Below are 24,563 nucleotides of genomic sequence, written 5' to 3' on the forward strand. Positions count from 1 at the left end.
CCGGACAAGCCGCACCGGCAGCATGAGGAAGAAGCAACCATGGCCAGCAACGTGATCGCGGTTTATCCCGGCACTTTCGACCCCATCACCCTCGGTCACGAGGACGTGGTGCGGCGTGCAACCCAACTCTTCTCCAAGGTGATCGTCGCCGTCGCGGCGGGCCACCACAAGAAGGCGCTGTTCACGCTCTCCGAGCGCATGGACATGGCCCGCGAGGCCGTGAAGCCCTACAGCGACCAGGTCACGGTCGAGAGCTTCTCGGGCCTGCTGCGCGACTTCGTCGTCGCGCGCGGCGGCAAGGCCATGGTGCGCGGCCTGCGCGCCGTGACCGACTTCGACTACGAGTTCCAGCTCGCCGGCATGAACCGCTCGCTGATGCCCGACGTCGAGACCGTGTTCCTGACCCCGAGCGACAAGTACCAGTTCATCTCCAGCACCTTCGTGCGCGAGATCGCCATGCTCGGCGGCGAGGTCAACAAGTTCGTCTCGCCGAACGTCGAGCAGCAGCTCACGGCCAAGGTTCGCAGCCTCGGCCGTGAATAGGCACTCCCCCAGTCTTCGCGCACTTCGTGTCGCTTCGCCAACCCCCTCGCCGGGGGCAACACCAGCGGCCCGGCAAAGCCGGTTCCGCGGTGTTCCGCGAAGAGACTTGCGGCTCGCCGCAGCGAGTGTCGTGAGGTGAACAACACCCCCTTGCCCCGCCTGCATCCGCTGGGCGATGCGGCGCTGGTGTGCGACCTGCCCGCGCCCGCCACGCTGGCGCAGCAGCAGCGCATCTGGGCGCTGGCCGCCGAGGTGCTGGCCTGGCCCGGCGTCGGCGAAGCGCTGCCGGGCATGAACAACCTCACGCTGACCTTCGACCCGACCGCCGTGGCGTTCGAGGAACTCGCGGCGCGCGTGCTCGAGGCCTGGCCGGGGCTCGCGGCCCATGCCGCCGAGGGGCGGCGCATCGAGATTCCCGTGGCCTACGGCGGCGAGCACGGTCCCGACCTGGCCGACGTGGCGGCCCACACCGGGCTGTCGGCGGCCGAGGTGGTGCGACGTCACAGCGGCGGCGACTACGTGGTCTACCTGCTCGGCTTCCTGCCGGGCTTCGCCTTCATGGGCGGGCTGGCGCCCGAACTCGCGACACCGCGCCGCGCCGAACCGCGCACCGCCGTGCCCGCGCGCTCGGTCGGCATCGGCGGCGAGCAGACCGGCATCTATCCGCTGGTGTCGCCGGGCGGCTGGCAGCTCATCGGGCGCACGCCGCTCGAGCTGTTCGACCCGTCGGCCGAGTCGCCCACCTTGCTGCGTCCGGGCGACCGCGTGCGCTTCGTCGTCGAAAGCCTGCAGACATGATCCTCGTGCGCAAACCCGGCGTGCATGCCTCGGTGCAGGACCTCGGGCGGCCCGGCCTGCGCCAGCTCGGCATCTGCCCGGGCGGCGCGCTCGACATGCTCGCGCTCACGCTGGCGAACCGGCTGGCCGGCAATGCCGACGCGGCGGCCGGCATCGAATTCACCATGGGCGGCTGCGAGCTTCAGTTCGAAGTCGACACCCGCATCGCGCTCACCGGCGACGACTTCGGCGCCACGCTCGACGGCGTGCCGCTGTGGCCCTGCTGGAGCGTGCCGGTGCGCGCCGGCCAGACCTTGCGCCTGGCCGGCGCCAACGCGCCCGGCACGGCGAAGGCCGGCCTGCGCAGCTGGCTCGCGGTGGCCGGCGGCATCGACGTGGCGCCCGTGCTGGGCTCGCGCAGCACGGACCTCAAGGCCGGCTTCGGCGGCCACGAGGGCCGCGCGCTGCGCAAGGGCGACCGGCTCGCGCTGGGGGCTTCGCGTCTCGGTGCCGACCAGAACGCGCGCCGTCCCTTCGGCCTGCGCGCGCCCGACTGGGGCACGGCCGAGCCCGACGGCGCCTTCGCGCTGCGCGTGCTGCCCGGCCCCGAGTTCGACCTGTTCACGCCCGACGCGCAGGCGCTGCTGTGGAGCGAGCGCTGGCGCATCACGCCGCAGAGTAACCGCATGGGCAGCCGCCTCGCCGGCGCGGAGCTGCAGCGCAAGGCGGGCGGCGACATGCTGTCGTCGGGCGTGATCCCCGGCACGATCCAGGTACCGCCTTCGGGCCAGCCGATCATCCTCATGGGTGACGCGCAGACCACCGGTGGCTACCCGCGCATCGGCGTGGTGATCCGCGCCGACCTCTGGAAGCTCGCGCAGGCGCCGCTCGGCGGCCGGCTGCGGCTGGTGCGCACCGACCTGTCGCACGCGCTCGCGGCCTGGGCTGCGCAGCAGCGCTACCTGGCGCAGGTGGCGCAGGGGCTCGCCGCTGCGGGCTGGCCCGGCGCGGCCTAGACTGTTGGGGAGCGCAGGTCGTTTTCGCACCTGCCCCACGAGACGGAGAACATCCCATGCAGATCGACCTCAACGCCGACCTCGGCGAAGGCGCCGGCAGCGACGAAGCGCTGCTCGGCCTCGTGAGTTCCGCCAACATCGCCTGCGGCTGGCACGCGGGCGACGCCAGGACCATGCAGCAGTGCGTGCGCTGGGCCATGGCGCACGGCGTGGCGATCGGCGCGCACCCGAGCTTTCCCGACCGCGAGAACTTCGGCCGCAGCACCATGCACCTGCCGCCCGAGGAGATCGTGGCGAACGTGCTCTACCAGGTCGGCGCACTGGCCGCGATCGTCAAGGCCGAGGGCGGCCGGCTCGCGCACGTGAAGCCGCACGGCCAGCTCTACAACCAGGCGGTGAAAGAGCCCGAGCTGGCCGAGGCGCTGTGCGAGGCGGTGCGCCGCTTCGATCCCTCGCTCAAGTTCTTCGGCCTGGCCGGCAGCAACATGATCGACGCGGCCCGCCGCGCCGGCCTGCAGCCTGTGGAAGAAGTGTTCGCCGACCGCGGCTACATGCCCGACGGCAGTCTCGTGCCGCGCAGCCAGCCCGGCGCGCTCATCGAGAGCGAAGAGCAGTCACTCGCGCAGACGCTGTCGCTGGTGCGCGACCACCGCGTGGTCGCCATCGACGGCAGCACCGTGCCCGTCAACGCCCAGAGCGTGTGCCTGCACGGCGACGGCGCACACGCGCTGGCTTTCGCGCGGCGCATCCGCGAACGGCTGCAGCAGGAAGGCATCGACGTTCGCGCGATGGCCTGAACAGGATGCCGGCGAAGCGCGCTTCTCCCAACGTCCTACTGACGGGCTTCGAGCCCTTCGAGCAGGAGCTGCTCAACCCGTCGTGGGAAGCGGTGCGCTCGCTCGACGGCTGGCAGTGCGGCCGCGCCACCGTGCATGCGCGCCTCGTGCCCTGCGTCTTCGGCGAAGCGCTCGCCGCGCTCGATCGCGCGATGGACGAGCTCCAGCCGACGCTGGTGATCTGCATCGGCCAGGCCGGTGGCCGCGCCGAGTTCACGCCGGAGCGCATCGCGATCAACGTCGACGACGCCCGCGTGCCCGACAACCTCGGCCGCCAGCCGATCGACGTGCCGGTGGTGCCCGGCGCGCCGGCGGCCTACTTCTCGAGCCTGCCCGTGAAGGCCATCGTGCGCGAACTGCGCGCGGGCGGCGTGCCGGCCTCGGTGTCGAACAGCGCGGGCACCTTCGTGTGCAACCACCTCTTCTACGGGCTGATGCACCGCATCGCGACGCACGCGGCGGCGAAGGGCGCGCGCGGGGGCTTCATCCACATTCCCTACCTGCCCGCGCAGGCGGCGCGCTTTCCGGGCGCGCCGAGCATGGCGCTGGAGACGCTGGTCGATGCGCTGCGCATCACCGTGAAGACCGCGCTCGCCGTGAAGCAGGACGTCGCGGAAACCGGCGGCCAGTTGCACTGACCGGGGCTCTCAAGCGCTGGGGAAGTGCTTGCCCAGCCAGGCGTTGAGCGCCGTGTTGACGAACGCAGGTTTTTCCATCGTCAGCATGTGGCCGCACTGCGGCACCCACACCACCTCGGCGCGTGGCAGCAGCGCCGCCATCTCGCGCGTGCATTCGGGTGGTGCGAGGCGGTCGTCGTCGCCGCACATCAGCAGCACCGGCGCGCGCAGCAGGGCCAGGTGCGTGCGCGCGTCGGGGCGGCGCATCACGGCGTGGTTCTGGCGGATGAGCTGGGCCGCGCCGGCACCGAGCACGATGTCCAGGTAGCGCTGCACCAGCGCCGGGTTGGCGGCCTGCGCGGGATGGAAGGCGAAGGCGACGTTGGGCTCGATGATCTCGCGCACCTCGCCGCGCTCGAACCATTCGATGGCGCCTTCGCGCAGCGCGAACATGTCGGGCGTCTCGGGCCGCGCGCTGGTGCCCAGCAGCATCAACCCGGCGATGCGCTCGGGCGCCTGGCGCGCCGCTTCCATCGCGACCATGCCGCCCATCGAGGCACCGCACAGCACCAGCGGGCCGTCGTGCTCGCGCAGCACGGCGCTGGCCATGCCCTCGATGGTGTCGTGGCGCGTCTGGACGTCGCTCACGCGGGCGCCGAAGGCGGCGGGAAGTGCGGGCAACTGGGCCTCCCAGAGGCGTTCGTCGCAGGCAAGGCCGGGCAGCAGGACAAGATGGGGCATGCGCCGATTTTGCGCGATCGGACGCGCCCGGCGCACGGCCCGTACGCGGTGGCGACCGTGCAACAGCGGGTTGGCACGAAGCCGCCGTGTCATGCACTCGGGGGACAATGCATGCAATGTCCACCACCATCCCCGACTCCGCCCCCACCGACCTCATCCTGATCCGCCACGGCGAAACCGCCTGGAACCGCGAGCTGCGCTTCCAGGGCCATGCGGACGTCCCGCTCAACGACATCGGCCACGAGCAGGCGCGCCGCCTCGGCCTGCGGCTCGCGGGCGAGACGGCACGGCACCTCATCAGCAGCGACCTCATGCGCGCCCAGCAGACCGCGGCACCCGCGGCGCAGCAGCTCGCGCTGCAGGTGGTCACCTCGGTGGCGCTGCGCGAGCAGCACTTCGGCGTGGTCGAGGGCATGCGGGCCGACGAGATCCAGAGCCAGCATCCGCGCGCCTGGGAAGAGTGGCTGGAGTTCCGCGAAGACCACGCCATGCCGCAGGGCGAGAGCGCGCGCGAGTTCCATGCACGCGTGATCGGCGCGCTCGGCGCTGTCGCCGCTGCACATCGTGGCCAGCGCCTGATCGTCGTCACGCACGGCGGCGTGCTCGACATGGTTTGGCGCACCGCCCGCGGCCTGAGCCTCAGCGGCCCGCGCCAGAGCGAGATCCCGAACGCGGGCTTCAACCGCATCCGCATCGCCGACCCGGCCGCGCCGGACGCCATCGAGATCGTCGAGTGGGCCGACACGCGCCACCTCGCCGACCTGCCGCCGCAGCCGACCTACGACCAGCGGCGGCACCTGAAGAAAGACTGATTCAGGCCGGGCAGCTGCCCGGCTTCGGCGTGCGCAGCAGCGGCACGCCGGCGCCCACGCCCGTGGGCTGGCCGCCGTCCACCGCGAGGCGGCCGTTCACCAGCACCGTGACCACGCCTTCGGACAGCAGCGTCGGCTGCGTGTAGGTGGCCTTGGCCGCGAAGCGCTTCGGATCGAACACCACCACGTCGGCGTGGTAGCCGGGGCGCAGGTGGCCGCGCTGCACGAGGCCCAGCGTGTCGGCCGTGTACGCGCTGCTGCTGCGGATGAACTGCGCCAGCGAGATCGCGCGCTCCTTCACCACGTACTGGTCGTACTTGCGCGCGAAGGTGCCGTAGGCGCGCGGATGGCCCAGCGACGAGTCGGACGAGGTCATGACCCACGGCCGCTTCATGAAGGCGCGCACGTCATCGTCGCTCATGTTGAACGAGGCGATCATCAGGTCGCCGTCGCGCAGCACGGCGATGGCGGCGTCGACCGGGTCGGCGTTGGAGGCCTTGGCCACGTCGGCCAGCGTCTTGCCCACGTACTTCGTGCTGCCGGCCGAGAACAGGATGGCCTCGGGCCCGCCGCGCAGGCGCAGGTTCTCGCGCATGTCCTTGCGCAGGCGCTCCTGCTGCGCCGCGTCGTCGAAGCGCTGCAGCGTCGCCGCGCGGCCGCCTTCGTTGGCCCAGGGCGGCAGCAGCGCGGCCGAGAAGCGCGTGCTCGACGCGGTCCAGGGGTAGTGGTCGGCCGTGATGTCCAGGCCCGCGGCGCGCTCCTTCTCGATGCGCCGGATGATGTCGCCGCTCTGGCCCTGCACCGCCACGCCCAGCGCCTTGATGTGCGCCACGTGCACCGGCAGCTTGGCCTCGTGGCCGATGCGGATCACCTCGTCGATCGAGCCCTTGAGGCCGACGTTGTACATGGCCTCGTCGCGGATGTGGCTGTCGTACAGGCCGCCGTGCGCGGCTGCCACCTTGGCCAATTCGATGACCTCCTCGGTCTTCGAGAAATTCTGCGGCGGGTAGAACAGGCCCGTCGACAGCCCGAGCGCGCCGTCGCACATCGCGCGGCTCAGGTGCTGCTTCATGGTGTCCATCTGCGCGGGCGTGGGGGCGCGGTTGGCCTCGCCGAGCTGGCTGATGCGCAGCGGCCCGAAGCCCGCGTACATCGCGACGTTGGTGCCGACCGGCACGGCGCGCAGTTTCTGCGTCTGCGCGGCGATGTCGTAGCCGCCGAAGCCGTCATTGCCGATCACTGCCGTGGTCACGCCCTGGGTGAGGAAGGGAATGTTCAGGCGCTTGCGTGCATCGCTCGAGAGCAGGTCGGCGTCGGCGTGCGTGTGGGCGTCGATGAAGCCGGGCGCCACCACGAGGCCGGTGGCGTCGATGGTGCGCCGTGCGCTGAACTGCGCCGGCATGGCGCGGCCCGCGAACACGATGCGGTCGCCCGCGATGCCGACGTCGCCGACCACCGGCGTGTCGCTGTCGCCCGTGTAGATGGTGCCGCCGCGCAGCAGCAGGTCGAGCTCGACAGTGGCTTCAGCGGCGGTGGTGTGGAAGGGCGAGGCGAGGGCCGCGAGAACGGCCAGCGTGACGAGGGAGCGCTGCATGGGCGAACGGGAAGAGAGCGGGAGGAGCGGCCAGTTTAGGAGTCGCTCCCGCGCAGCCGTTAATTCCTTTTGCGGCACGCCCCATGACCGGAAGGCATGGGTGGTGCCGTGAGCCGCTCAGCGCGCCGTGATCTGCCCGAGTCCCAGCCGCGCGTAGACCGCGTCGGTCTGCCGCCGCAGCCGCAGCGATTCGGGCTGGCCGTTGAGCTGCTGCTGCAGCAGGCCTTGCGCGCCCGCGAGCGCGGGCTCGGTGCCGGTGCGCACCAGCGCGTCGAGGTACAGCTGCTCGAACAGGTCGCGCTGCGCGTGGCTGCCGCCGATCTCGATCATGCGCGGCAGCGCGACGCCCAGGCCTTCGACCGCGCCCGCCACGTCGCCGCGCGCATGGGCCACGAGGCCGCGCGCGGCCGGCACGCACACGCGTTGCCACGCGGCGCGCGTGGACGTCGGTGCGACGGGCGCGAAGGCCTCGATGTTGTGCAGCAGCACTTCGGCTTCGGGCCGGCCGGCGCGCGCCAGGCCGTAGAGGTACTGCAGGTCGAGAAAGGGCAGCACATGGTCGGCCTGGCGCTGCCGCAGGTGGTCGGCCACGTCGTCCCAGCGCGCGCCGACGTCGATGCCCGCCAGCTCGAGCCGCGCGAGCAGCGACACGGCGCCGATCTGGTCCTGCGAGTAGTCCTTCACCACGCCCCAGGCGTGCTCGTCGTACACCGCGAGCGCCTCGGCGTCGCGGCCCAGGTCGATGAGGAACAGCGCCACGTGCCACCAGTTGTGCGTGACCATGAAGGAGTTGAGCCCGGTCCAGGTGTCGCTCACGCCCTGCATGAACGCCAGCCCCTCGGCCAGCCGGCCTTCGGTCAGCATCACGTGCGCCAGCGCATGGTGCGCCCAGGGCTCCTTGCGGCACAGGCCGATGGCGCGGCGCGCGCTGGCCTCGGCCTCGCGCAGCAGGTGGCACTGCTCGTAGCCGAAGGCCGCCATGCCGTGCACGTAGGGCACCTCGGCCGCGGCCGGCAGCGCCACGAGCGCCAGCCGCAGCATGCCGGGGCAGTCGCCGGTGTTGAAGCAGTGGTACTGGCCCAGCTTCACCGACACCAGGTCGCGCGGATGCTCGCGCGCCTGCTCGGCATGCAGCGCGATGGCGCGCGCGATGTCGCCGTCGGCCCAGGCCTGGACGGCGGCGATGTACCGCTGCTCGCGCGGCGTGGCGCGCGCCGCACCGGCGCGCGCCTTGTCGAGGAAGGGCTGCGCATTCGCTGCGGCCTCGCGCGATTCGGCGAACAGGTGCAGCGTCGCGCAATAGGCTTGCACGATCGGGCTGGCATCGCGTTCGGCCAGCGCCAGCAGGTTCACGGCGCGCGCCTCGGTCGAGAGAAAGCCCATGACGAAGTCGTCGACCAGCGCGAGGCTGGCGGCGTCGTCGAGCGTGAGCGGATTGCCGAGGCTGTCGGCGGCGTGCGGGGTTCCGTGGGAGGGCATGGCGGCATGGTGCCACGCCCCCGGCGTCTTTCAAGTCTTCTCAGACACCCGCTTGCTGGTGCCGGTACTCCTGCGTCTGGCCGCCGTAGCCGTAGGCCGCGGCGCGCGCGTCGATCACGTGGACGTACGAGACTTCGTGCAGGTCGGGCCGCAGCCGGGCCATGGCCGCGTGCACCTCGCGCAGGTAGCGCGCCTTCTCGGCCTTGGTGTTGGTCTCGTCGGTCACGCTGATGTCCAGATGGAAGGCCGACTTGCCGAGCTCGGCCAGCGACTTGCCGCCGATGAACCAGCTGTCGGCGGCGATGTACTGCACCGTGACGGCGATGACCGGCAGCGCCTTGCCCAGCACGCTCTGCGTGAGCTCGGCGACCGTGTCGACGGTCTTGCGGGTGAGGGCGGCGTCAGGCTGGCCGGAGAGGTGGACGACGATGTGGGGCATGGTGGACTCCTTTTGCGTTGAAGAACGGGTTGTCGATGGGGTGATTGTGGGATTTCGCTCGTCATCGGAAAAGCGGGAAGATATGATGGAATCCATCGGATCAGAGAATGGATAGGCAGGCACCATGCAAGGCTTCGACCTCGAACAGTTGCGCACCCTGGTGGCGGTGGCCGACGCCGGCAGCCTCACGGCCGCGGCGCCGCGCGTGTACCTGTCGCAGTCGTCGGTGAGCGAGCAGATCCGCAAGCTCGAGGAGCGCGCCGGCCAGTCGCTGCTGACCCGCAGCAAGGCCGGCGTGGCGCCCACCGAGGCGGGCCTGCGGTTGCTGGGGCATGCGCGTCGCATCCTCGCGCTGAGCGACGAGGCCTTTCGCGACCTGCGCGGCGAAACCCTGCAGGGCGAGTTGCGGCTGGCCGTGACCGACTACTTCCGCCCCGGCGACCTCACCCGCCTGCTGGGCCGGCTCGGCGAGCGCTATCCGCAGGTGCGGCTGCACGTGACCATCCTGAAGAGCGACGCGCTGCGCACCGCCTACGCGCACGGCGATTTCGACGTGGGCCTGGCCATGAACATCGCGGGAGCCAATGCAGTCGCGGCCGGCAGTGGCGCCGTGCTGCGGCGCGAATCGCTGGCGTGGCTTGGCGCGACCGGCCTGCGCGTGGTGCGCGGCGAGCCGGTGCGATTGCTGGCGCTGCCCGACACCTGCTCACTGCACCAGTTCACCGTGTCCCTGCTGCGCCGCCGCCGCGTGCCCTATGTGCTGGCGCATGTCGCGTCGGGGGTGGCGGGCCTGCAGTCGGCCCTGGCCGCAGGCCTGGGCGTGGCCTGCCTCAACGAATCGGCGATCGGGGAAGGCATCGCGCGGCTCGCGCCGCCCCATGGGTTGCCGGCGCTGCCGCGCGTGGCGTTCCAGTGGCTGCCCGCGCGGCGGGGCGAGACCGCGTTCGTGACGCGGGCGCGGGAGATGCTGTCGTTGCAGCTGGCCTGAAGGCCGTGCTCAGAGCTGCGGCCAGGGCCGCTGCACTTCCCGGATCTGCTCGAACGCACGCGCCACGCGCAGCACGCCGAGGTCGTCGAAGCGCTGTCCCGCGATCTGCAGCCCGATCGGCAGGCCGCCGGCCGAGTACCCGCAGTTCACCGACGCCGCCGGTTGCTCCGACATGTTGAACGGCACGGTGAAGCCGATGTGCTCCAGCGGCCGCAGCGGGTCGTTGGTGGGCGAGGGCGCCTCGGCCGCCGCCGGCATGTTGGGCGACACCGGCGAGATCACGTAGTCGAAGCGGGCGCAGGCGTTCACCGTGGTGACGCGCGTGGCGTGGAACTGGCTGAAGCTGCGGAACACGTGCTCGCCGCTGAACTCGGCGGCGCTCTCGGCCCATTCGCGGATGTAGGGCAGCACCTTGGCGCGCTGGTCGGGGCGCAGGGCCTTCAGGTCCACGAGCGAGCGCATGCGCCACAGGTGGTCCATGCCGTCGAGCAGGGCCTGCGACATGAAGGGTTGCATGGGCTCGACCGTGGCGCCGGCCTTTTCGAACAGGCGCGCGGCCTGCTCGACCGCGGCCTGGATCTCGGGTTCGACCGCGAGGCCGCAGCCGGCGTCCAGCAGCAGCCCGATGCGCAGGCCGCGCAGGTGGTCGGGCGCGACATCGAACGCGGCCCAGTCGATGTCCTGCGCGGGCAGGCTCATGCTGTCGCGCGCGTCGGGCCGGGCCAGCGCCTGCATCATGAGCGCGGCGTCGCCGACGGTGCGCGTCATGGGGCCGGCGGCGCGGCCCATGTAGGGCGGATCGATCGGGATGCGTCCCAGACTGGGCTTGAGCGTGAAGATGCCGCACCAACTGGCGGGCAGCCGCAGCGAGCCGCCGATGTCGGTGCCCAGGTGCAGCGGGCCATAGCCTGCCGCCGCGGCGGCACCGGCGCCAGCGCTGGAACCGCCCGGCGTGCGGCTCAGGTCCCAGGGGTTGCGCGCCAGCGTGTGAAAGCTCGACAGCCCCGACGACAACATGCCGTAGTCGGGCATGGTGGTCTTGCTGACGATGACGGCGCCGGCCTCCTTCAGGCGCGCGGCCGGCGGCGCGTCGGCGGCGGCGGGCATGAGGTCGACCGCGGCGGTGCCCGCGGGCAGCGGGTCGCCGCGCGTGGCGATGTTTTCCTTGATCGTGGTCGGCACGCCGTCGAGCGGGCCGCGTGCATCGCCGCGCTGCCAGCGCTGCTCCGAGGCGCGCGCCTGCTCCAGCGCGGCCTCCGGCCGGAACAGCCACGTGGCCTGCAGCCGGGGCTCGCAGTGCTCGATGCGCGCGATGACGGCGCGCGTCACCTCGACCGGCGACAGGCGCTTCTCGCGGTAGGCCGCAGAGAGCTCCTGCGCCGACAGGTCGCTCAACGATGGCAGGGAAGCGTCAGGCACTGCGGGGCTCATCCCCACGACAGGGCCGACAGGTCGTTCACGAAGATCGGGTTCTCTTTCCAGAGGCCCTTGACGTTCTTCTTGGCCACGGTCGGGAACTGCGGCTGGTAGAGGAAGCCGTTGGCCGCGTCGGTGGCCAGCAGCTTCTGCGCCTCGCCCAGCAGCTTGTTGCGCTCGGCCGCGTTGCCGGTGGACTTGATCTTGTCGAACAGCGTGTCGAAGGCCTTCGACTGGTAGCCCCAGTAGTAGTCGGGCTTGGCGTAGTTGCCCAGGTCGAAAGGCTCGACGTGCGAAATGATCGACAGGTCGTAGTCCTTGTTGCCGTAGGTGCCGCTGAGCCACTGCGCCCACTCGACGTTCTGGATCTTCACGTTGATGCCGATCTTGGCGAGCTGGGCCACGATGACTTCGCCGCCCTGGCGCGCGTACGGCGGCGGGGGCAGGGTCATGCGCAGTTCGAGCGGGGTCTTCACGCCGGCTTCGGCGAGCAGCTTCTTGGCCTTCTCGATGTCGAAGGGGTTGATGCCCGTGGTGTCGATGTAGCCCGCGGCGCCCGGCACGTAATGGCTGCCGATCGGCACGCCCAGGCCGTCGGCCGCGCCCTCGATGAAGGCCTTGCGATCGATGGCCGCGAGGATCGCGCGGCGCACGCGCACGTCGTCGAGCGGCTTCTTCTTGTTGTTGATCGAGAGGATGGTCTTGGCGCGCGAACCGGCCAGGATGGTCTGGAACTGCGGGTTGTTGCGGAACTGCGGCACGGCGCGCGTGCCGATGCGCGTGAACACGTCCACGTCGCCCGAGAGCACGGCGGCGGCCTGCGCGGCGGTGTCCGAGATGAAGCGGAAGGTGACCTTGTTGATCTTGGCGACAGCGGGGGCGCGGAAGCCCTCCCACTTGCTCAGCGTGATCGACGAGCCCTTGGCCCAGTTGTCCAGCTTGTAGGGACCGGTGCCGATCGGCTTGGTGGCGTTGCCCTCGGCGCTCTTGGGCTCGACGATGGCGGCCGTGGCCTGGCCCAGCACGAAGGGCAGGTCGGGGTCGATCTCCTTGTTGATGACCACCACCGTGTGCTCGTCGACCACCTGCGTGGCGAGGTTGGCGAAGGTGCGCTTGTCCTTGTTGGTGCTCTTCTCGCCGCCGGCGCGGTCGAACGCGAACTTGACGGTGGACGCGTTGAAGGGCTCGCCGTTCTGGAACTTGACGCCCTTGCGCAGCTTGAAGGTGTAGGTCTTCAGGTCGGGCGAGATTTCCCAGCTCTCGGCCAGGAGCGGCGTGACGCTGCCGTCGACGTTGATCTTGGTCAGCGTTTCCAGGATGTTGTACTGCACGACCTCGGCGATGGCGGCGGCGGCGCCGGTGGTCGGGTCCAGGCCCGGCGGCTCCAGGGCCATGCCGATCACGATGGCGTCCTTGCGGCCCTGCGCCATGCCGGCCAGCGGGGTGGCCAGGGCGACGGTGGCGCCGGCGGTGGTAAGGAGCGTGCGACGGTTCAACATACGGGGTGATCTCCGGAAAACGGTCAGTGTCGAATGACTGCTTCGGCGCGCACCGTGCCCCAGGGGGAAGCGCAGCGCCACGAAAGAAAGACACACAGCACGAAAGATGCCACGTGCAGCGGATCATTCTCTCGCAGCAGGCCCTCCGGTGCGCGCCGGCGCGGGCGGTTTTTCCTCGGGACGTTCCCGGATGGGCGAGCGATCTTGCGCGAAGCCAAGCGCTTGCGCCACCAGATGCTCATGACCGATCTGTCCGAGGCCGCGCCCCGGTGACTTCAGGCGGCGCGCAGCGTGCCGCCGGGCGGTGTGTGCAGCACCGCCGACAGCAGGGTGCGGGTGTACGGATGCTGCGCGTGATGGAACAGCTCGGCCGGCGGCCCCTGCTCCACGATCTGCCCCTTGAACACCACGCACACCTCGTCGCACAGGTGGTTGACCACGGCGAGGTCGTGGCTGATGAGCAGGTAGCTGATGCCGAACTGCTGCTGCAGGTCCTGCATGAGGTTGAGCACCTGGGCCTGCACCGAGACGTCGAGTGCGCTCACGGGCTCGTCGGCCACGATGAGCTTGGGGCGCGTGATGAGCGCGCGTGCGATCGCGATGCGCTGGCGCTGGCCGCCGGAGAACTCGTGCGGGTACTTGTCGAGGTCGGTGGTGCGCAGGCCCACGGCGGCAAGCGCTTCGGCGGCGCGCTCGCGCTGCTCGGTGCGGCGCGTTTCGGCCAGCGCTTCGAGCGGCTCGGCGACGATGCGCGCGACGGTCTGGCGCGGGTCGAGCGAGCCGTACGGGTCTTGGAACACCATCTGGAAGTCGCGCCGCGCGGTGCGCAGCTCGGCCTTCGACAGCGTGTGCAGGTTGCGGCCTTCGAGCGCGACGCTGCCCGAGGTCGGCGTGTCCAATGCCATCACAAGGCGCGCGATAGTCGACTTGCCCGAGCCCGATTCGCCGACGATGCCCACGCTCTTGCCGGCCTGCACCTCGAAGCTCACGCCGTTGAGCGCCTTCACGGTGGGCGGCGGGCCGAAGAGCTTTTCGCGCGGCAGGGCGTAGTGCCGCACGAGGTCGGTCACCTGCAGCAACGGGGTCGATGGATTCATGGCGCAACAGCCTGCGCGGCTGCAATTTCTTCAAGACGCATGCAGCGCACCGCGTGGTCCGGTGGCATCACCGTGGCGGACGGCCGCGTGGTGTGGCAGGCGTCGACCGTGTACGCGCAGCGGCCCGCGAACGGGCAGCCCGGTGGCAGGTCGACCAGCTCGGGCACGCTGCCGCGGATGGTCGCCAGGCGCAGGCCGCGCGGCGCGCCGACGGCGGGGCGCGCGGCGAACAGGCCTTGCGTGTAGGGGTGGGCGCGCTTGGCGAACACGGCGTCGGTGGGGCCGCTCTCGACCACGCTGCCGCCGTACATCACGAGCATCTTCGAGACCGTCTGCGAGATCACGCCGAGGTCGTGCGAGATCAGGATGAGCGCCATGCCGCGCTCGGCCACGAGGCCCTGGATGAGCTCGAGGATCTGCTTCTGGATCGTCACGTCGAGCGCGGTGGTGGGCTCGTCGGCAATCAGCAGGTCGGGGCCGCAGGCCAGCGCCATCGCGATACCGATGCGCTGGCGCTGCCCGCCCGAGAACTGGTGCGGATACGCATCGAGGCGCGAGGCCGCGTCGGGAATGCCGACGCGGTCGAGCAGCGCGAGCACTTCCTTGCGCGCCTCGGCCTTCGACAGCCAGCGGTGCAGCCGTAGCGGTTCGCCGACCTGGCGCGCGATGGTGTGCACCGGGTTCAGCGCCGTCATCGGCTCCTGGAAGATCATGCCGATGCGGTTGCCGCGGATCTGGCACATGTCCTTTTCGTCGCGCCCGACCAGCTCGGTGCCGTCGAAGCGGATGCTGCCCGTGACCTTCGCGGTCGCGGGCAGCAGGCCCATGAGCGACATGACGGTGATCGACTTGCCGCAGCCCGACTCGCCGACGATGCCCAGCGTTTCGCCGCGCTCCAGCGAGAAGGAAATGCCGCGCACGGCTTCGGCCGGGCCGCGTTGCGTCTGCAGGCCGATGTGGAGGTCGTTGACTTCGAGAAGCGCCATGGCGTGCTTGTTTACCTCGCGCGCGCCAGGCGCGGATCGAGCAGGTCGCGCAGGCCGTCGCCCATCAGGTTCAGGCCGAGCACCGCCAGGGCGATGGCCATGCCGGGGAACACCGCGAGCAGCGGCTGCTGGAACATGAGGGTCTGGGCTTCGCTGAGCATGCGGCCCCATGAAGGCTGTGGCGGTTGCGTGCCGAGGCCGAGGTACGACAGCGCAGCTTCGGCCAGGATCGCGATGGCGAAGCGGATGGTGATCTGCACGATCAGCACGGCCGAGATGTTGGGCAGCACGTGCTGCATGGTGATCGCGAAGCTGCCCTTGCCGCAGGCGCGTGCGGCGGCGACGTACTCGCGCGACCAGATCGCGTTGGCTGAAGCGCGCGTAATGCGCGCAAACGTCGGGATGTTGTAGATGCCGATCGCGATGATGGCGTTGACGATGCCGGCGCCGAACACGGCCGTCATCATGATGGCCGACAGGATGGCGGGGAAGGCCAGCGTGAAGTCCGACAGGCGCATCACCGCCTCTTCGACCCAGCCGCGTCGGGCCGCGGCGAGCAGTCCCAGCGCCGTGCCGACCACGAGGCCGATGCCCACGGCGATCACGCCGACGAGGATGGAGGCGCGTGCGCCCACCAGCAGCAACGAGGCCACGTCGCGCCCGAAGGCATCGGTGCCGAGCCAGTGCGTCGCCGAAGGGCCCTGCATCTTGTTCGCCATGTCCATCGCGTAGGGCGACCAGGGCGTCCAGACCAAAGAGAGCACAGCAGCGATGAGCAGCAGCAGGCTCAGCACGCCGCCGATCGCGAAGCTGCGGTGGTGCAGGGCGCGGCGCCAGAAGCCCGGCACCTTGAGCGCGACGGCGCTGGGAACGGTGGTCATGCTCATACGTCGCTCGCCTTGATGCGCGGGTCGATCACGGCATAGAGCACGTCGACCACGAAGTTCACGATGACGACCATGGCCGCGAGCAGCATCACGCAATTGCGCACCACGATCAGGTCGCGGTTGCTGATGGCCTGGAAGATCAGCCGGCCCAGCCCGGGCAGGTAGAACACGTTCTCCACCACGATGGTGCCGGCCAGCAGTTCGGAGAACTGCATGCCCATGACGGTGATCACCGGAATCATCGCGTTGCGCAGCACGTGGGTCCACAGCACCATGCGCTGCGACACGCCCTTGGCACGTGCGGTGCGCACGAAGTCTTCGCGCATCACCTCGAGCACGGCCGAGCGCGTGATGCGCGCGAGGATCGCGGCCTGCACCACGGCCAGCGAGAGCGCCGGCAGCAGCAGCGATTTCAATCCCGCGAAGATGCCTTCACCCCAGCCCTCGAAGCCGCCCGCGGAAAACCACTGCAGCTGCACCGAGAACACGAGGATCAGCAGGATCGCGAACCAGAAGTTGGGAATGGCGATGCCGACCTGGGCCATGCCCATGAGGCCGACGTCGCCGAGCTTGTTGTGGCGCGCCGCAGCCGTCACGCCCACGAGCAACGCGATGACGACGGTGAGGGCCATCGCCATCACGGCCAAGGGCACGGTGAGAGCCAAACGTTCGAGGATCAGGTCGATGACCGGCGAGCTGTAGGCGTAGCTGTCGCCGAGGTTGCCGGTGAGCAGGCCGCCGATCCAGTGCCAGTAGCGGGTCCACGCAGGCTGGTCCAGGCCGAGCTTGGTGGCCAGGGCAGCGACGGCGTCGGGCGAGGCGTCGGGGCCCATGAGCATCTGCGCGGCATTGCCGGGCAGGATCTCGAGGACGAGGAAAACGATGACCGAGGCGCCGATCAGGGTGCCGATCAGCGTGGCGATGCGCTTGAATAGAAACAGACTCATGGGGCGGGCCGCAGCATAACTGACTGGTGCAACAACCGTGCCTTGGCTGTGAACTTTGTCGCTCCTCGCCGGACCTCCCTGACGCCGGCGGGGGCTCCGCAGGGTCTGCTGGGAGGCCTTCGCCCGGTCCGCCGATAATCGGGGGATGGCCCTCATGATCACCGACGAATGCATCAACTGCGATGTCTGCGAGCCCGAGTGCCCGAACGATGCGATCTACATGGGCGCCGAGTTCTACGAGATCGACCCGCACAAGTGCACCGAGTGCGTCGGCCACTTCGACGAGCCGCAGTGCGTGCAGATCTGCCCGGTGGCCTGCATCCCGGTGAACCCGGACCATGTGGAGACCCGCGAGACGCTGATGCAGAAGTACGTGCGCCTCACGGCGGACAAGGCGGCGGCGCCGTCTTCGGATGCCGCTTCGCCGTCGTCGTCAGCCGGCGCCCTCTGAGCCGGGTTTCTTCTTCTTTTTCTTCTTGCCTGTGTCCTTCGGCGCCTCGTCGCCGGTCGAAGGACTGTTGAAGCGCGCGCTCGTCGGGCGGGGCTCGGCCGTGTGCTTGCGCTGGCGGGCCTGGGCGGCCTGTTCTGCGGGCGTGAGCGGTTGCTCGCTCGTGGCGAAGCGCCCGGCATCGAAGGTCGTGGGACTGCGCCGGCCGAGCGCCTCCCGCTCCTGCGACTCTCGGTGGCGTGCCAGCCGACCCGCGCTGCGTTCGTTGCGGCGCGTGGCGTCCTCCGACGCCTTGCGGTCCGCATCGTTGCGCCGGTCGTCCACCTTCACGGTTCGCCCGCCTTCGCACGGCTGGTCAGAGTAGGTGTTGCCACATCGCCAGGTCTGGGCTGAGGCGCCCATGCAGGCGGCGGACAGTGCTATTGAAAATATAGCAATTGCCGCTGTGCCTGCTGTCTTCTTGTTCTTCGTCGTCGTTCTTCTTTTTCTCATTTTTTGTTTGCTCTCCCTCCCTGCACTCCCGTGGCCGGCTAGGTGGCGGCAGGCGTCGTGCCTCCGTCGCCGGGCTCCCGCCTCGGCGGCTTGGGCCGCGGCGGTTTGCTCGTGTGAATCATCAGCGTGGCTTTTTCCATCTCGCCGGCCACCAGCGCGGGGGCGGCATGCAAGGTGCGCACGATGGCGTCTTCGATCGCTTCACGTTGTTCCTTGAGCGGCTTCTTGAGCACCCAGTTGACGACCTCCGACTTCACGCCGGGATGGCCGATGCCCAGGCGCAGGCGCCAGTAGTCGCCGGTGCCGAGCTGGGCGTGGATGTCGCGCAGGCCGTTGTGGCCCGCATGGCTGCCGCCGAACTTGAGCTTGGCCTGGCCGGGCACCACGTCGAGCTCGTCGTGCACCACGAGGATTTCCTCGGGCGCGATCTTGAAGAAGCGCGCCAGCGCGGCCACCGACTTGCCCGACAGGTTCATGAAGGTCTGCGGCTCCAGCAGCCAGATGCTCTGGCCGCCGATGTTCGCGCGTGCCGCAAGGCCGTGGTAGCCGCGCTCGGGCACGAGGTTGAGTTTCCAGTCGCGCGCGAGGGCGTCGATCCACCAGAAGCCGGCGTTGTGGCGCGTGGCTTCGTACTCAGGGCCCGGGTTTCCGAGGCCGACAAACAGCTTGATCATGGCGGGAATTATCTCGCCGCCCCCCAAAGCAAAAGGCCCGCACGGGGCGGGCCTTCTGTTCGCGGACGGAAAGAAAGAGGATTACTTCTTCTTGGCCGTCTTGGCGGCGGGCTTGCCAGCGGCAGCAGCAGCGCCTTCGGCAGCAGCGCCTTCGGCGGCCGGTGCGGGCTCTTCCGAGACCAGCGGCGGCACGGCCGACACGATGACCGGGTTGGTCTTGCCGTGGCTCACGAACTTCACGCCCTTGGGCAGCTTGATGTCGTTGACGTGCAGCGTGGCGTTCTTCTTCAGGCCCGAGAGGTCGATCTCGATGAATTCAGGCAGATCGCTGGGCAGGCAGTTGATTTCCAGCTCGGTCATCACGTGGTTCACGAGGTTGTGATCCAGCTTGACGGCGTCGGACTCTTCTTCACCCTTGAAGTGAAGCGGCACCTTCATGTTCATGCGGGTCTTGGCATCGACGCGTTGGAAGTCGATGTGTTGCACCAGCTGGCGGAACGGGTGGTATTGCACGTCGCGCAGCAGCACCTTGGTGACGGCGCCGGCGAGGTCCATTTCGAGGATCGACGAGTGGAAGGCTTCCTTCTTCAGGGCGTGCCACAGCGCGTTGTGATCGATTTCGATCAGTTGCGGCTGGGTGTCACCACCGTAGACGATGCCCGGGGTCTTGCCCGTGATGCGGAGACGGCGGCTCGCACCCGTGCCCTGCTTTGCGCGCTCATAAGCGACGAATTTCATAACTAGCTCCTGTGAGAGTCCACCGCGACCAGTGCGACTCCGGTTCAAAAAGGCCTCCGAAGGAGGCCTGCTTTTTCGCTCTCAGCTCAGAACAGGTTGTCCTGGTCCGAGAACAAACTCATCACCGACTCGCCCTTGGCAATGCGCTGGATCGTTTCGGCGATCAGCGGTGCCACGGAGAGCTGGCGGATCTTTCCGCACGCGACGGCCGCGTCGGAAAGAGGGATGGTGTTGGTGACGACCACTTCGTCCAGGGCCGTGCCCTTGGAGAGGCGCTCGATGGCCGGGCCCGAGAAGATCGGGTGCGTGCAGTAGGCATACACGCTCTTGGCGCCGCGCTCCTTCAGCACTTCGGCCGCTTTGACCAGCGTGCCGGCCGTGTCGATCATGTCGTCCATGATCACGCAGTTGCGGCCGTCGATTTCGCCGATCACGTTCATGACTTCGCTGACGTTGGCCTTCGGGCGGCGCTTGTCGATGATGGCGAGGTCGCAGTTCAGTTGCTTGGCCAGCGCACGGGCGCGCACCACGCCGCCGACGTCGGGCGAGACCACGATCAGGTCTTCGTAGTTCTTCTGGCGCAGGTCGCCCAGCAGCACGGGCGAGGCGTAGATGTTGTCGACCGGAATGTCGAAGAAGCCCTGGATCTGGTCGGCGTGCAGGTCCATGGTGAGCACGCGCTCGACGCCCACGGTTTCCAGCAGGTTGGCGACCACCTTGGCCGAGATCGGCACGCGGCTCGAGCGCGGGCGGCGGTCCTGGCGGGCGTAGCCGAAGTAGGGAATCACGGCGCTGATCCGCTCGGCCGAAGCGCGCTTGAGCGCGTCGACCATGATCAGCAGTTCCATCAGGTTTTCGTTGGTCGGCGCGCAGGTCGACTGCACCACGAACACGTCGCGGGCACGGACGTTCTGGTTGATCTCGACGGTGACTTCGCCGTCGGAGAAGCGACCGACGCGTGCCGCGCCCAGCGAGGTGCCGAGGTTGTGCGCGATTTCTGCAGCAAGGCCGGGATTGGCGTTGCCGGTGAAAACCAAGAAGTCAGGGTGATTGGCCTGCATGAGCGCGTCCGGGCAGTGCAAATGGGCTTGCGGGAAAGCCGCCAAAGGTTTCGAGTCGTGGCGGCCTGTGTGGGCCGCCGATTATTGCAGCCGGTGGACTGCAAAAGAAGCACTGCGGCCATCAGGCCGCAGTTTGAGAGATTTGGCAGGGGAGAAAGGATTCGAACCTTTGCATGCTGGAATCAAAATCCAGTGCCTTAACCAGCTTGGCGACTCCCCTACACAGGTTGATGGTTTGCACCACCCACCGATATATGTCGCATCGAACCGCAGAGCGTTCCGATTATCTCTTCAGGCTGCCCATCCCCAGAGTGGATGAACTGCCAGATTGTCGCATTGTCGAACCTGCCATCCCCGGGGGGCTTCGAGCAGTTCCGCTTCCTGCGGCAATTGCGGCATCTTCGCGAACACCGAACTTCCGGAGCCGGTCATCCGGGCCTTCAATCCTTGCAGTCCGAGCCATTCGATGGCGTCGGTGACTGCGGGGCAAAGCCGTTGGGCAACCGGCTGCAGGTCGTTGTGACCGAAGTCGTAAACCCCGTTGCCGAGGTTTGTGGCTTCTAGCTGTTCGCTATCTGCAGCAAAGCCTGAGATTATAGCAACAGGAGTTGCCCGTTCCAAATCATCCGCAGAAAAAATTAATCGGGTATCGAGTCCCTCGGGTGGTTTGGCCACCACGAAGCGTGCCGGCGGCAAGTTCACGGGGGTGATTTCCTCGCCGATGCCTTCGACCCAGGCGTTGCGTCCGCCGAGGAAGAAAGGCACGTCCGCGCCCAGCTTCAACCCGATCTGCGCCAGGCGCGACAGCGGCAGGTTCAGGTTCCAGAGGCGGTTGAGCGCGAGCAGGCAGGTGGCCGCGTCCGACGATCCGCCGCCCATGCCCGCCTGCGCCGGCACGTGCTTGGCGATGCCGATGTGCGCGCCCTGGCCGGGCGCGGCATGCGCCTGCAGCGCACGGGCGGCGCGCAGCACGAGATCGTCGGCCGGCAGCGGCGTGGTGAGGTCTTCGCGGCTCAGTTGGCCATCGTTGCGCAGCTCGACGTGGAGCGTGTCGCACCAGTCGATCAGCATGAAGACCGACTGCAGCAGGTGGTAGCCGTCGTCGCGCCGCCCGGTGATGTGCAGGAACAGATTCAGCTTGGCCGGCGCGGGAAGGTCGTAGATCGCCTTCATGAGCGTTCGAACACGATGCGCAGGTCTGCCCGGGGCGCCGGGGATTCGCGGGTGGCCTGCAGGCGGCCGTTCGACAGCTGGCCCAGGTCGGCGCGCCAGCCGGGCACGGGGTCGGCGCGGCCGTCGAGCCAGCCGAACAGGGCGCCCACCGGAATGGCGGCGCCGGTGGCGGCTTCGATCAGCGCGTCGACGGAGTCGTAGCGGCGGGTCTCGCTGCCGTTCTTCAGCAGGGCTTCACCCGGCGCCCAGTGCAGTTGCGCCAGCGTGCTGCCGATGGGCGTGGTCAGTGTCAGGTCGCCGGTTTCGGCCGAGCCGCGCAGCTCGAACAGGGCGGCAAAGGTCTGGACCGGTTCGCTGTCGATGCGCAGCGACATGCGCCCGCTCCAGCTGGCCGATCGCCCGGGCGCAGCGGCCGGGCCGCCCGAGAGTTGGGCGCAGCCCGAGAGCCACAGCAGCAGTGCGCCGCCGCCCGTGCCAAGCGCCGCGCGGCGGGTGAAGGACCCATCGCCCCGCGCGGGAGCCGTGTGCGTGATCGATGCCATTCAGGGTTTGACGCGCAGGCGCTTGAGGGTTTCCTGCAGCGTCTCGTTCTCGGCGTCGGTCAGCAGCGATTCTTTCCAGATCGCGACCGCGCGGTCCTTCTGGCCGACCGACCACAGGACTTCGCCGAAATGCGCGCCGATCTCGGGGTCGGGCCGAGTCTTGTAGGCCGCCTCGAGGATGCGGATCGCCTCCGCCGTGTTGCCGAGCCGGAACTCGACCCAGCCCAGGCTGTCGGCAATGAACGGGTCTTCGGGCGCGAGCTGCACTGCCTTCTGGATGAGCGTGCGGGCCTCGTCGAGCCGGATCTTGCGATCGGCAAAGGAGTAGCCCAGCGCGTTGTACGCGTTCTGGCTCTCGGGCTTGAGCGTCATGAGGCGGCGCAGCAGCCGCTCCATGTCGTCCAGGCGATTGAGCTTCTCGGCCATCATGGCCTGGTCGTAGACGAGGTCGCCGTCGTCCGGCGCGGCGGCCGAGGCCTGGGCCAGCAGGTCGTAGGCGGCCTGGTATTGCTTGGCTTCGCGCAGCAGCTGGGTTTCGGCCAGCAGCTTCTGCTTGCGTTCCTCCGCCGTGCGCTCGGGCAGCGCGCGCAGCAGTTCGCGGGCCTGGGGCAGCTTGCCCTGCTTCGCGAGCAGGCTGGCGCGGCGGCCCTGGATGGCGCTCTGGTTGTCCGCGCTGTCGATGCGTGTGATCCAGCGGTCGGCCGCCTGGAAATCCTTGCGCCGCTCGGCCAGCTGCGAGAGCACGAGATACGCCTGCGTCAGCCCGCGCTTGCGGTCGGCGACGTCGCCGGCGTCCTGGCTCTGGCCCGGCGCCGTCATCAGGTCGACGTAGCGCTTGAGCGAGGTTTCGGCCGCCGCTTCCTGGCGGGCCTGCATCTGCAGGCTGCCGAGCAGCAGCCAGGGCTCCGCCAGCTCGGGGCGCGCGGCGGTCAGGGTCTGCAGCTGCGTGCTGGCGTCGCTGAAGCGGCGGTTCTCGACCAGCGTGCGTGCGTACGCGATGCGCAGGTCAGGCGAGGCCTTGGGGTTGTTCGCGAGGTAGCGCGTGACGATCGGCTCGGCCAGCGGCTGGCCCGGGTCGATGAGCTCGAGCGCCAGCGCCGAGGGCGCCTCGGACGACGGGTCGATGGCCTGCCCCTTGCGCGCGGCGTCCAGCGCCCCCGAGGGGTCGCCGGCGTTCAGTCGCAGCCGGCCCACGGTGGCCCAGGCCAGTCCGCCGGTCGTGGGGCTCTTGAGTTCGTCGACCAGCGCCTGTTCGACCACCGAGGCGGCCAGCTTCTTGTCGGCGGCGCGGCCGTAGGTGCGCGCGATCACCGCCATCAGCAGGGGGCGTTCGATCTGCGAGGTGGCGGCCACTTCGGCGCGCAGCGGTTCGACGGTTTCGCTGATGCGGTTCAGCGCGATCAGGATCTGCAGCTCGATGCGCCGGGCATCGCGCGAATTGGGCAAGGCTTCCTGCCAGGCGCGCGCCGCGGAAATGGCGGCGTCGCCGGAACGCGACTGCAGTGCGATTTCGACCGCGCGCTGGAACAGCTTGCCGTCGCGCAGGCGCCGGGCGGCGTCGAGCACCAGCGAATAGCCGGAGCCGGGGTCGCCGGAGCGGGCGGTGATCTCGCCCATGAGGATTTCGTAGAACAGGTCGGCCGTCAGCGCCGACGGCTGCGCGGCTTCGGCGGCCGGCTTGGCGGCAGCAGGGGTCGTCCGGGGGCGCACCGGCGGCTTCGGCGGTGCCGTGCGCTCGACGGCGGGAGGCGGGTTGCCGGCGGCGGTGGGTTCAAGAGACTGTGCGTGCGTTGTGTAGGCAAGCAGCACGAGAGACGCGGCCGCCGCAAGGCGGTGACGGCGGGGCGATGGGTTCATCTGACCATAATAATCCAGCCATTTGAACGAGCGCCGCATGGGGCTTCGTCGCTGCCGGAGTTTTACTTTTCATGCCTGAACTACCCGAAGTCGAAGTCACCCGGCGCGGCTTTGCCGACCGCATCGCCGGCGCGCGCATCGAGTCCGTGCGCATCGGCAAGCCGCTGCGCTGGGCGCTGATGGTGGTGCCGCAGGCGCTGGTCGGGCGCCGCGTGCGCGAGGTGCGCCGCCGCGGCAAGTACCTGCTGATCGACCTGGACCGCGGGCTGCTGTTGCTGCACCTGGGCATGTCGGGCAGCCTGCGTTTCGACATCCACCTGCCGGAGCCCGGCGTGCACGACCACTTCGACCTCGTCACCGAGCTTGGCACCCTGCGGCTGAACGACCCGCGCCGCTTCGGCGCCGTGGTCTACGTGGACGACGAAGAGGCGCCCTGGGCCCTCAAGCTGCTCGGCGGACTGGGCATGGAGCCGCTGGGCGATGCCTTCGACCTCGACGCCTTCCATGCCGGGCTGAAGAAACGCCGCACGGCCATCAAGCAGGTGCTGCTCGCGGGCGACGTGGTGGTGGGCGTGGGCAACATCTACGCGTCGGAGGCGCTGTTCATGGCCGGCATCCGGCCGACCCTGTCGGCGGCGCGCATCAGCCGGCCGCGCGCGGCGAAGCTGCATGCGGCGGTGCGCGACATCCTGGCGCGGGCGGTGGAGAAGGGCGGCAGCACATTGCGCGACTTCTCGAACGTGGATGGGCAGAGCGGCTATTTCCAGCTCGAAGCGACCGTCTACGGCCGCGCGGGCGAGCCGTGCCGGGTGTGCGGCACGCCGATCCGGCTGTTGAAACAGGGGCAGCGCTCTACTTATTACTGCCCCCATTGCCAGAAATCCTAGGGAAGGCACGCCCCGTG

26 protein-coding genes and 1 tRNA gene are annotated in these 24,563 nt (G+C 69.3%); 9 read left to right on the plus strand and 18 right to left on the minus strand.

Translation table 11 applies throughout. The features are described 5' to 3' along the window. Window positions 1–39 precede the first annotated feature (39 nt). From coaD to pcp, 5 genes are all read left to right on the plus strand, one after another. Window positions 40–543: a pantetheine-phosphate adenylyltransferase gene (gene coaD / locus AC1RLW_RS11430; RefSeq protein WP_062481439.1), complete on the plus strand. Its 504-nt coding sequence runs from the start codon at window positions 40–42 to the stop codon at window positions 541–543. Between the two features lie 150 nt (window positions 544–693). Beyond that, the gene (gene pxpB / locus AC1RLW_RS11435; protein ID WP_493193947.1) at window positions 694–1,341 is read left to right on the plus strand and encodes a 5-oxoprolinase subunit PxpB; all 648 of its coding nucleotides are present in this window, start codon (window positions 694–696) and stop codon (window positions 1,339–1,341) included. Further along, on the plus strand, window positions 1,338–2,336 hold the full coding sequence (locus AC1RLW_RS11440; protein ID WP_493193122.1) for a 5-oxoprolinase subunit C family protein: 999 nt from the start codon (window positions 1,338–1,340) through the stop codon (window positions 2,334–2,336). Before pxpB ends, AC1RLW_RS11440 begins: the two co-directional genes overlap by 4 nt. Before the next feature lie 56 nt (window positions 2,337–2,392). Further along, on the plus strand, window positions 2,393–3,133 hold the full coding sequence (gene pxpA / locus AC1RLW_RS11445) for a 5-oxoprolinase subunit PxpA (RefSeq protein WP_070061982.1): 741 nt from the start codon (window positions 2,393–2,395) through the stop codon (window positions 3,131–3,133). Window positions 3,134–3,138: 5 nt separating this feature from the next. Further along, entirely contained in the window at window positions 3,139–3,810 is a 672-nt protein-coding gene (gene pcp / locus AC1RLW_RS11450) for a pyroglutamyl-peptidase I (RefSeq protein WP_493193123.1), read from the plus strand. A 9-nt stretch (window positions 3,811–3,819) separates the two neighbouring features. On the opposite strand, the gene AC1RLW_RS11455 is transcribed toward pcp, so the two are convergent. Next, window positions 3,820–4,530, minus strand: a complete 711-nt coding sequence (locus tag AC1RLW_RS11455) for an alpha/beta fold hydrolase (protein WP_174543705.1) — start codon at window positions 4,528–4,530, stop codon at window positions 3,820–3,822. Between the two features lie 116 nt (window positions 4,531–4,646). Between AC1RLW_RS11455 and AC1RLW_RS11460 the strand changes: the two genes are divergently transcribed. Then, window positions 4,647–5,342 (plus strand): histidine phosphatase family protein, encoded by a 696-nt coding sequence (locus tag AC1RLW_RS11460; RefSeq protein ID WP_493193124.1) that lies wholly within the window; start codon window positions 4,647–4,649, stop codon window positions 5,340–5,342. Between the two features lies 1 nt (window position 5,343). Here AC1RLW_RS11460 and AC1RLW_RS11465 read toward each other — a convergent pair whose 3' ends face one another. From AC1RLW_RS11465 to AC1RLW_RS11475, 3 genes are all read right to left on the minus strand, one after another. Further along, window positions 5,344–6,936, minus strand: a complete 1,593-nt coding sequence (locus AC1RLW_RS11465; RefSeq protein ID WP_493193125.1) for an N-acyl-D-amino-acid deacylase family protein — start codon at window positions 6,934–6,936, stop codon at window positions 5,344–5,346. Between the two features lie 117 nt (window positions 6,937–7,053). After that, window positions 7,054–8,415 carry a tetratricopeptide repeat protein gene (locus AC1RLW_RS11470; RefSeq protein WP_493193126.1) on the minus strand — a complete coding sequence of 454 codons (1,362 nt, stop codon included), beginning with the start codon at window positions 8,413–8,415 and terminating at the stop codon, window positions 7,054–7,056. A 40-nt stretch (window positions 8,416–8,455) separates the two neighbouring features. Continuing rightward, window positions 8,456–8,854 (minus strand): tautomerase family protein, encoded by a 399-nt coding sequence (locus AC1RLW_RS11475; RefSeq protein WP_095949164.1) that lies wholly within the window; start codon window positions 8,852–8,854, stop codon window positions 8,456–8,458. A gap of 124 nt (window positions 8,855–8,978) precedes the next feature. Here AC1RLW_RS11475 and AC1RLW_RS11480 point away from each other — a divergent pair, with 124 nt between their 5' ends. Continuing rightward, a complete protein-coding gene (locus AC1RLW_RS11480) occupies window positions 8,979–9,842 on the plus strand; it encodes a LysR family transcriptional regulator (protein WP_493193127.1) in 864 nt (287 codons plus the stop codon). 9 nt (window positions 9,843–9,851) lie between these two features. Here AC1RLW_RS11480 and AC1RLW_RS11485 read toward each other — a convergent pair whose 3' ends face one another. From AC1RLW_RS11485 to AC1RLW_RS11510, 6 genes are all read right to left on the minus strand, one after another. Next, entirely contained in the window at window positions 9,852–11,261 is a 1,410-nt protein-coding gene (locus AC1RLW_RS11485) for an amidase (protein WP_253252484.1), read from the minus strand. 8 nt (window positions 11,262–11,269) lie between these two features. Beyond that, the gene (locus AC1RLW_RS11490; RefSeq protein WP_159275445.1) at window positions 11,270–12,757 is read right to left on the minus strand and encodes an ABC transporter substrate-binding protein; all 1,488 of its coding nucleotides are present in this window, start codon (window positions 12,755–12,757) and stop codon (window positions 11,270–11,272) included. Window positions 12,758–13,032: 275 nt separating this feature from the next. After that, window positions 13,033–13,854, minus strand: coding sequence for an ATP-binding cassette domain-containing protein (locus AC1RLW_RS11495; RefSeq protein WP_493193128.1), 822 nt, complete (start codon window positions 13,852–13,854; stop codon window positions 13,033–13,035). Then, window positions 13,851–14,840, minus strand: coding sequence for an ABC transporter ATP-binding protein (locus AC1RLW_RS11500; RefSeq protein ID WP_493193129.1), 990 nt, complete (start codon window positions 14,838–14,840; stop codon window positions 13,851–13,853). Before AC1RLW_RS11500 ends, AC1RLW_RS11495 begins: the two co-directional genes overlap by 4 nt. Before the next feature lie 11 nt (window positions 14,841–14,851). Next, complete coding sequence (locus AC1RLW_RS11505; protein WP_493193130.1) at window positions 14,852–15,727, minus strand: ABC transporter permease; 876 nt, start codon at window positions 15,725–15,727, stop codon at window positions 14,852–14,854. Continuing rightward, window positions 15,724–16,674, minus strand: coding sequence for an ABC transporter permease (locus tag AC1RLW_RS11510; RefSeq protein WP_095746670.1), 951 nt, complete (start codon window positions 16,672–16,674; stop codon window positions 15,724–15,726). The genes AC1RLW_RS11505 and AC1RLW_RS11510 overlap by 4 nt, the downstream gene beginning before the upstream one ends. A gap of 145 nt (window positions 16,675–16,819) precedes the next feature. Here AC1RLW_RS11510 and AC1RLW_RS11515 point away from each other — a divergent pair, with 145 nt between their 5' ends. Continuing rightward, window positions 16,820–17,125 (plus strand): YfhL family 4Fe-4S dicluster ferredoxin, encoded by a 306-nt coding sequence (locus AC1RLW_RS11515; protein ID WP_493193131.1) that lies wholly within the window; start codon window positions 16,820–16,822, stop codon window positions 17,123–17,125. On the opposite strand, the gene AC1RLW_RS11520 is transcribed toward AC1RLW_RS11515, so the two are convergent. The 8 genes from AC1RLW_RS11520 to AC1RLW_RS11555 all read right to left on the minus strand — a co-directional run bounded on the left by AC1RLW_RS11520 (window position 17,108) and on the right by AC1RLW_RS11555 (window position 23,659). Further along, a complete protein-coding gene (locus tag AC1RLW_RS11520; RefSeq protein ID WP_493193132.1) occupies window positions 17,108–17,452 on the minus strand; it encodes a hypothetical protein in 345 nt (114 codons plus the stop codon). The two genes, AC1RLW_RS11515 and AC1RLW_RS11520, sit on opposite strands and share 18 nt — an antisense overlap. Window positions 17,453–17,652: 200 nt before the next feature. Beyond that, complete coding sequence (gene pth, locus AC1RLW_RS11525; protein WP_056573407.1) at window positions 17,653–18,288, minus strand: aminoacyl-tRNA hydrolase; 636 nt, start codon at window positions 18,286–18,288, stop codon at window positions 17,653–17,655. Between the two features lie 81 nt (window positions 18,289–18,369). Beyond that, window positions 18,370–19,026 carry a 50S ribosomal protein L25/general stress protein Ctc gene (locus tag AC1RLW_RS11530; protein WP_062476274.1) on the minus strand — a complete coding sequence of 219 codons (657 nt, stop codon included), beginning with the start codon at window positions 19,024–19,026 and terminating at the stop codon, window positions 18,370–18,372. An 86-nt stretch (window positions 19,027–19,112) separates the two neighbouring features. Continuing rightward, on the minus strand, window positions 19,113–20,087 hold the full coding sequence (locus AC1RLW_RS11535) for a ribose-phosphate pyrophosphokinase (RefSeq protein WP_062476346.1): 975 nt from the start codon (window positions 20,085–20,087) through the stop codon (window positions 19,113–19,115). A gap of 143 nt (window positions 20,088–20,230) precedes the next feature. Continuing rightward, a tRNA-Gln gene (locus AC1RLW_RS11540) sits at window positions 20,231–20,307 on the minus strand. A 71-nt stretch (window positions 20,308–20,378) separates the two neighbouring features. Continuing rightward, window positions 20,379–21,260: a 4-(cytidine 5'-diphospho)-2-C-methyl-D-erythritol kinase gene (ispE, locus tag AC1RLW_RS11545; protein WP_070061996.1), complete on the minus strand. Its 882-nt coding sequence runs from the start codon at window positions 21,258–21,260 to the stop codon at window positions 20,379–20,381. Then, on the minus strand, window positions 21,257–21,802 hold the full coding sequence (locus AC1RLW_RS11550; protein ID WP_493193133.1) for a lipoprotein insertase outer membrane protein LolB: 546 nt from the start codon (window positions 21,800–21,802) through the stop codon (window positions 21,257–21,259). The genes ispE and AC1RLW_RS11550 overlap by 4 nt, the downstream gene beginning before the upstream one ends. Continuing rightward, window positions 21,803–23,659, minus strand: coding sequence for a tetratricopeptide repeat protein (locus tag AC1RLW_RS11555; protein ID WP_493193134.1), 1,857 nt, complete (start codon window positions 23,657–23,659; stop codon window positions 21,803–21,805). Window positions 23,660–23,730: 71 nt separating this feature from the next. Between AC1RLW_RS11555 and mutM the strand changes: the two genes are divergently transcribed. Next, complete coding sequence (mutM, locus tag AC1RLW_RS11560; protein ID WP_354342281.1) at window positions 23,731–24,546, plus strand: bifunctional DNA-formamidopyrimidine glycosylase/DNA-(apurinic or apyrimidinic site) lyase; 816 nt, start codon at window positions 23,731–23,733, stop codon at window positions 24,544–24,546. The last annotated feature ends 17 nt before the right edge of the window (window positions 24,547–24,563 follow it).

The sequence above is a fragment of the Variovorax sp. GW822-FHT04A09 genome (assembly GCF_058801005.1).